This is a genomic window from Spirulina sp. 06S082 (assembly GCF_034932145.1).
GTDB lineage: Bacteria > Cyanobacteriota > Cyanobacteriia > Cyanobacteriales > Spirulinaceae > CCY15215.
In genome coordinates, this window is sequence record NZ_JAYGHV010000076.1 from 1 (window position 1) to 5,764 (window position 5,764).

Consider the following 5,764-nt stretch of genomic DNA (forward strand, 5'->3'; position numbering starts at 1 on the left):
GAAGCCATTCAGGATTACCGCGCCGCCGATCCCAATGATACTCTAGTCAAAACTGCTCGCGGTTTGGGCATTTGTTTGGGAAATTAAATAGTAGGGTGGGCAAAACTCACCCTATAATAAAGAAGGAAGAAATAGAAAAAACTTATTATTTTTTCATGGCAACAGTTTTACGATATTCTTCAGCTTCGGCGACTTTGGTAAAACTAATTTTTGTTTCCCAGTTTTCTTCTCGAGCAATATTTTTTACTGTTTCTACAATTTCATCTAGAGTGATGCTAAAAAATTCTTTGCGATCGTTAGCTTTATTTACTCTTTTCTCATCAAAAATCTGATGCAATCTATTTTCTAACTCTGGTGCATTGTCTGAAAAAATCATTGTATGAATATCGAAAGGAAAAGGAACAGAAGCACTACTCAGTTCTTTGATGCGATCGTTAGGATCGAGTCTGCGTGTCATACCTATTTTATAAATGTTGCTCCCAAATGAACCAATATTAGAAATAATGTAAACATGACCTGACTTTGTTAACTGTGCGCGTGAAACTGCTCGTTCTTTATTAATCGTGGCTTCTTCTAATTGTTGTCTAAGATATTCAATTTTTTCTTGTAGCTTGTCTTTCTCCTGACCCATTAATTGCGTAATTTCTTGGCGAGCTTTTTCTAGTTCTTTTGTATATTTTTCTTCTTCTTCTTCAGTTTTTTCTTTGATCTTTTCAATTTCACGACGAGCTTTTTCTTCTTCTCGCATTTGCTCTTTGATCCTACGCTGCTCTTCTTGTTCTTCCTTTTTCTTTTCTTGAAATTCGTGAGTTAAATATAATTCTTGTAACCTCAATCCCAAATACTCTTTTGTGATTTCACATTTATTTGTCTCTGATAATTTATTTAGAGCTTCGTATGATTTGTTAATTCTCTTTTCTAATGTTTTGATATTATTATACTTAACTTTTAAAACGGCTGTATCACACTCACCATTAAATGCACGAAGAATTAACTTCAAAAAAGCATTGATCATTTTTCTCCCTTTCGCTTGACTTCCTTCTACTGTCCACTCAGTATGACAGATAGCGGCTATTTTGTTTTTTATCTTTTCCTTTTGTTTTATTTTGATTGTATCAAGTTTCTCTTTATATTCTTCAGATGTACCAAAATCATATTTACTTTCATAAAGCCCATGAGAAACAATAAACTCTTGTTCTTCTAATTCTTGTAAACGGGATATTAATAATGTAATTTCCTTCTTGATTTCGGCAAGAGTTTTACGATCTTCCTTAATATTGGACTCGAGTTCCATCAGTATCTTATCTTTTTCTATCAGATTGCCATATTTTTTTTGGAAGGATTCTATTTTTTGTTTCTTGATATTAATCTCAGCTTGACGTTTGTTTAATTCTTGCTCTTTGACTGAGATTTTTCCATATCGTTCTTCAAGCTGTCTAATTGTCTCTTTCTTCGCTAGAATATAGCCAATTGCTAGTATTGCAATACAGGTCGTAATAAAGGTGATAAGTATCATTGTCTACAAAAAATCTAGCTATAAGTACTGTTCTTTTAAGTTATCGCAATAGCACAAAATGTTAATTCAATTAAGTGCTAAAGCGAATTTTCAGATAATCTGACTCCATTTTTGCCCCAGACGGATTTAACGCGGCTAGGGCTTGGGGTAGAACTAAATTGCGGCGATGATTACCGATGCGAATATTTAATTCATCCCCAGTTTTATTTAACTGAATTTTATCTTTAGTCATGCGGGGTAAATATAGTTCTAAACTATAATATCCTCCTTCTTGTACAATACGCATAGTATTTTCTTGATAATAAACCTGTGATGGGTCTTCATCTGCATATAAAGTTTCTTTCAATCGTTCTAAAGCCTCAAGACCGCACATTTCCTCAGAATATAAAGGAACTTCTTTTACTGGCAAAGGATGGAAATTTTCGTGAATTTCCTTTCTATAAATTTCCTGACTTTCCTTCCAACGCTTGAAAAAAGGATCGCTGACTTCTTCGGGAATAATACGATTGGCAATAATCAAATCTGTGGCCACATTATATAAACTTAAATAGGCATGAGCGCGTAAAGATTCCTTAATTACCATCTTCTCGGGATTCGTCACCAAACGCACTGAAGTTTGTGTATTATTGGTTAAAATCTTTTCTAATTCTTCAATTTGTTCGTAGAATTCGTAAGGAGCATCCATCACCTCTTTATCCGGTAGAGAAAATCCAGCAATGGGCTTAAAAAGCGGTTCGACTAAAGGACGCAAAGCAACCGACATGGTTTGTAAGGGCTTATAAAATCTTCTCATATACCAGCCCCCTACCTCTGGAATACTCAACAGTCTTAACGCTGTTCCCGTCGGTGCAGAATCAATAATTAAAATATCGTATTTGCCCTCATCGTAGTGGCGTTTCATTCGCACTAACCCAAATATCTCATCCATACCGGGGAGAATGGCTAATTCCTCGGCTTGTATGCCATCAAGTCCCCGTGCTTGTAAAACTTGGGTAATATAGCGTTTAACTGCCCCCCAATTGCCTTCTAACTCCATTAGTGCATCTAATTCCGCCCCCCAGAGGTTCGATCGCACGAGTTTGGCTTCGTGTCCCAGTTCTAGATCGAAACTATCGGCGAGGGAGTGGGCTGGATCGGTACTCAAGACGAGGGTTTTATAGCCCAATTCCGCACAGCGTAACCCCGTTGCTGCTGCAACAGAGGTTTTTCCAACGCCGCCTTTTCCTGTCATTAAAATTACGCGCATGAGCCGATCTACCTAAGAAGTCCCTGATATTTTAACTTAGGGAGCGGGAATCGAGACAAAATGCTGTTTGAGAACGTCAAGGCGAGAAATATGCCAGTAGTCTATTTGTACAGTTTCTAAAGGTGTTTGTTGCTGGAGATAGCGTAAAGCAGCAACAGCAGCAGCACAGGCAAAAACAGGTAAGGTAAACCCCGATCGCGGTTGAGAAATGGTCACAAAAAAACTTGATTTAGAGAAAGAACAAGGTAACGAGGGAATGGTTTGTTTAACATAGGTAGTGCCATGATTTTTCTCTTCTTTTAGCAATAGTTTTGAATGTCTTCTCCGCAACAATCAGCAAGGTAACACAAAGCCCGAAACCGCAAATAAACAACTTCTTCATAAACTGGGTTCAACTTGCATAACGGAGGAATTTCTACTACCGTTCGTCCAAAAACTTTGATTTTACGCTCAAATGGACATTGTGCGGGAATTGTGCGACAGATAGAATGGGCGATCGCGCTACTCTTAATCTCTAATTGGTTCAACCATTGGCGAAGAGGATGGTAGAGGTCAAATGTACGAAAATCTGAGGAGAGAGAAGTACGGATGGGGAAAGATAAAACTCCGAGGGCGTTTGAAACGATATTAGGATTTAACATGATTCAAAATAGGTCTTTGTGATTTGCTATATTCCTAGAGTATCCATAATTTTAAAAAATGGGAAGAGCATAAAAATATAAATTACCTTTATGAATCATAACTTTATCTTAAGTCTTCAAGATTTCCATTGCGCCCCTCCCTTCTCCTTGTTATCATAGGGAAAGACTTGTGGAGAGGTGGCAGAGTGGTCGAACGCGCTCGACTTGAAATCGAGTGAACCGAAAGGTTCCGTGGGTTCGAATCCCACCCTCTCCGTATTAAAATGCTTGTCTAAGGCTTCTTTGTATTTAGCACAGGCGGGGCGATCGCCTCGTCTTTGGTGGCGTTTTTGCACTCGATAACGTAGAAATATTTGCTTTCATTGCGGAGGTATTTAAGTAAATCGCGGTTGCCGTAATTGTTGTTTAATTAGAGGTTAATCTGGATGGCTTTTTTGTACTGCTCTCCAAAATGCTTATCTGGTAGAGAAAGCAGCTACAAGTTATGTACTATTGCCCTGATTTGGTGGTGAAATTCGTTTAGTAATACTTGGGGCTGCTGCAATTTTGAGAGCAAGGGCTTTTTGTTCTGGTTTTGATGATGACCAGCCTGTGATGTCGGCATGATTGTGATTATTTTCAACAGGTTTCGCTTTTATTGTTAATGATTCAATTTGACAATCTTTTGCTTGAATATCAAATCGTCCATAAAGTGTTTTGCCTGTTTGTGTGGCAACATCATCCCCAACTTGCCAAATTTCAGCTTCTGTTGTCTCTCGGTGGCGAGTCACTGATAAATCTTGATGAGGATGAGGCATAAATAACTCTGGTCTTGGGGTTCCATTGTTTCGGAAATGTCTACTTTGCAAAACATACCTAGCTAGGATTTCAGTTTCTTCAATAGGTGGAATATTTGATGGATCAAGCATTATTTGACTTAGATTTTTTGAATATTTACCTGTTCAATCAAATTCAGAATTCTTGTTGATATTTCACCTAAGAAAAATTCCGATCCATTAGTGCTATCTTCCCCAAATAAAGCGGCGTAATAAAGATAACCTTCTGGGCTAATACTAATAGACAATATCCAACGGGGATGGCGATACCATTCCAAAGTAATATGACCATCGGGTTCTGCACCAAAGGTCGGTAATGGATAAGTTAATGGCAATGCTTCGATTACCGCCCAAGTTTTCTTAAAAGTTTTTTCCTGAATCGGTAGGGCATTATATCCATCCCAGTCTGTGGTTTGGCATTCATCCCATAATTCGATGAGTTCGTTATAGGCTTGCTGCTTACCAAAAACTACTGACTGGGAAAAATGCTGAGAATTATTTTGATTGATTTTCTCGATATAGTTAGCGGTGGTTGTGCTGCCTATTGTTCTGGTTAAGGTTGCCATTTTATCCTCCAAATTTTTCTAAAGCTGTGTTTGTGATGCTATTGAAAAAAATTGTGTTTTTAAGCCAACGTATTTTATTAAGATGTTCGATTAATGATGATTTTTTAAGGTCAGGCAATGGTGAAATAAATACATCAATGTCAACAATAAGAAATTGCTGATTTGCTTCTGATTGTTGGGTACATACCCAGTTAATACTATAGGGATGATTAAGAACTTTGTAAGTTTCTTGATAGAAAAATGTGTCTCTTTTTAGAGATGGGTTAAAGTTGCTTTTTTGAACTGTTTTTAAATAAGTTGATGGCTTTTCTCCTTCTTCAATTAAGATTTTGTTGATATAGCGCACCCCTAGACGATTAATGATCCTGGGTTCGGCTAGTTCATAAAACAATGACCATAGATTTAACGCTTCTTGGTGAAATGTTGTCCATGATTCGTAATTGCCGACGCTACTGATGGCGATTCCGGTTTTGGTGAATTGGACTACACGGTTTTTATATTCGTTCTCAAGTCTCAAGCCAATCCATTGTGTCCGGTGTTCTACTGCTGATGCTGCGGTGCTTCCATCGGGTTGTAGTGGTGTTTCGACATGGATGCCATGCTCATACTGAATCTGGATGGCTCGATAGTCTGGTAATCGTTGGGTTAATTCTGCCTTCAGGGTCTCTGGTTCTAATTCTTTGGTTGCATGGGCTTGCCAATGAATCACCGCCTCAATTAGGGGCGATCGCCTTAATTGTGGGAATGTCTCATTGACATCGATGATTAGTGTTTGAGGATCGCTCATTGCCTGTTGACTTGTCTGCTTAGTTCAGATTTTGACACTCCCCCGTTAAATCAAAGATTATAACGGGGGATTCTTGCTTCACTGGGTTTGCCTAGTTTCAAGTCATCTCTGTCTTGAAACCCCGTCCAGATTCCCCTCCACAAGCATCTGTTTAACGTCCACTGACTGCCCGACAGCAGACAACCAAAAACTT

Annotated in this window: 6 protein-coding genes, 1 tRNA gene and 1 pseudogene; 1 reads left to right on the plus strand and 7 read right to left on the minus strand. The window is 38.4% G+C overall.

From position 1 onward, the window contains the following. Nucleotides 1-145: 145 nt before the first annotated feature. The 4 genes and pseudogenes from VB714_RS06845 to VB714_RS06860 form a co-directional block, all read right to left on the minus strand. Complete coding sequence (locus VB714_RS06845) at nucleotides 146-1,516, minus strand: DUF4041 domain-containing protein (protein ID WP_323222441.1); 1,371 nt, start codon at nucleotides 1,514-1,516, stop codon at nucleotides 146-148. A gap of 70 nt (nucleotides 1,517-1,586) precedes the next feature. Then, on the minus strand, nucleotides 1,587-2,762 hold the full coding sequence (locus tag VB714_RS06850; RefSeq protein ID WP_323222443.1) for a TRC40/GET3/ArsA family transport-energizing ATPase: 1,176 nt from the start codon (nucleotides 2,760-2,762) through the stop codon (nucleotides 1,587-1,589). A gap of 99 nt (nucleotides 2,763-2,861) precedes the next feature. Beyond that, nucleotides 2,862-2,972: pseudogene (locus VB714_RS27360) on the minus strand (cobalt-precorrin-5B (C(1))-methyltransferase); the annotation flags it as partial. Nucleotides 2,973-3,061: 89 nt separating this feature from the next. Continuing rightward, nucleotides 3,062-3,403, minus strand: a complete 342-nt coding sequence (locus tag VB714_RS06860; protein WP_323222447.1) for a Mo-dependent nitrogenase C-terminal domain-containing protein — start codon at nucleotides 3,401-3,403, stop codon at nucleotides 3,062-3,064. Between the two features lie 171 nt (nucleotides 3,404-3,574). Between VB714_RS06860 and VB714_RS06865 the strand changes: the two genes are divergently transcribed. Further along, nucleotides 3,575-3,659: transfer RNA gene (locus VB714_RS06865), tRNA-Ser, on the plus strand. A 226-nt stretch (nucleotides 3,660-3,885) separates the two neighbouring features. On the opposite strand, the gene VB714_RS06870 is transcribed toward VB714_RS06865, so the two are convergent. The 3 genes from VB714_RS06870 to VB714_RS06880 all read right to left on the minus strand — a co-directional run bounded on the left by VB714_RS06870 (nucleotide 3,886) and on the right by VB714_RS06880 (nucleotide 5,571). Next, nucleotides 3,886-4,200 carry a hypothetical protein gene (locus VB714_RS06870; RefSeq protein ID WP_323222449.1) on the minus strand — a complete coding sequence of 105 codons (315 nt, stop codon included), beginning with the start codon at nucleotides 4,198-4,200 and terminating at the stop codon, nucleotides 3,886-3,888. Nucleotides 4,201-4,319: 119 nt separating this feature from the next. Beyond that, nucleotides 4,320-4,784, minus strand: coding sequence for a hypothetical protein (locus VB714_RS06875; protein WP_323222451.1), 465 nt, complete (start codon nucleotides 4,782-4,784; stop codon nucleotides 4,320-4,322). A 1-nt stretch (nucleotide 4,785) separates the two neighbouring features. Then, nucleotides 4,786-5,571 carry a TIGR04255 family protein gene (locus VB714_RS06880; RefSeq protein WP_323222453.1) on the minus strand — a complete coding sequence of 262 codons (786 nt, stop codon included), beginning with the start codon at nucleotides 5,569-5,571 and terminating at the stop codon, nucleotides 4,786-4,788. Nucleotides 5,572-5,764: the final 193 nt, after the last annotated feature.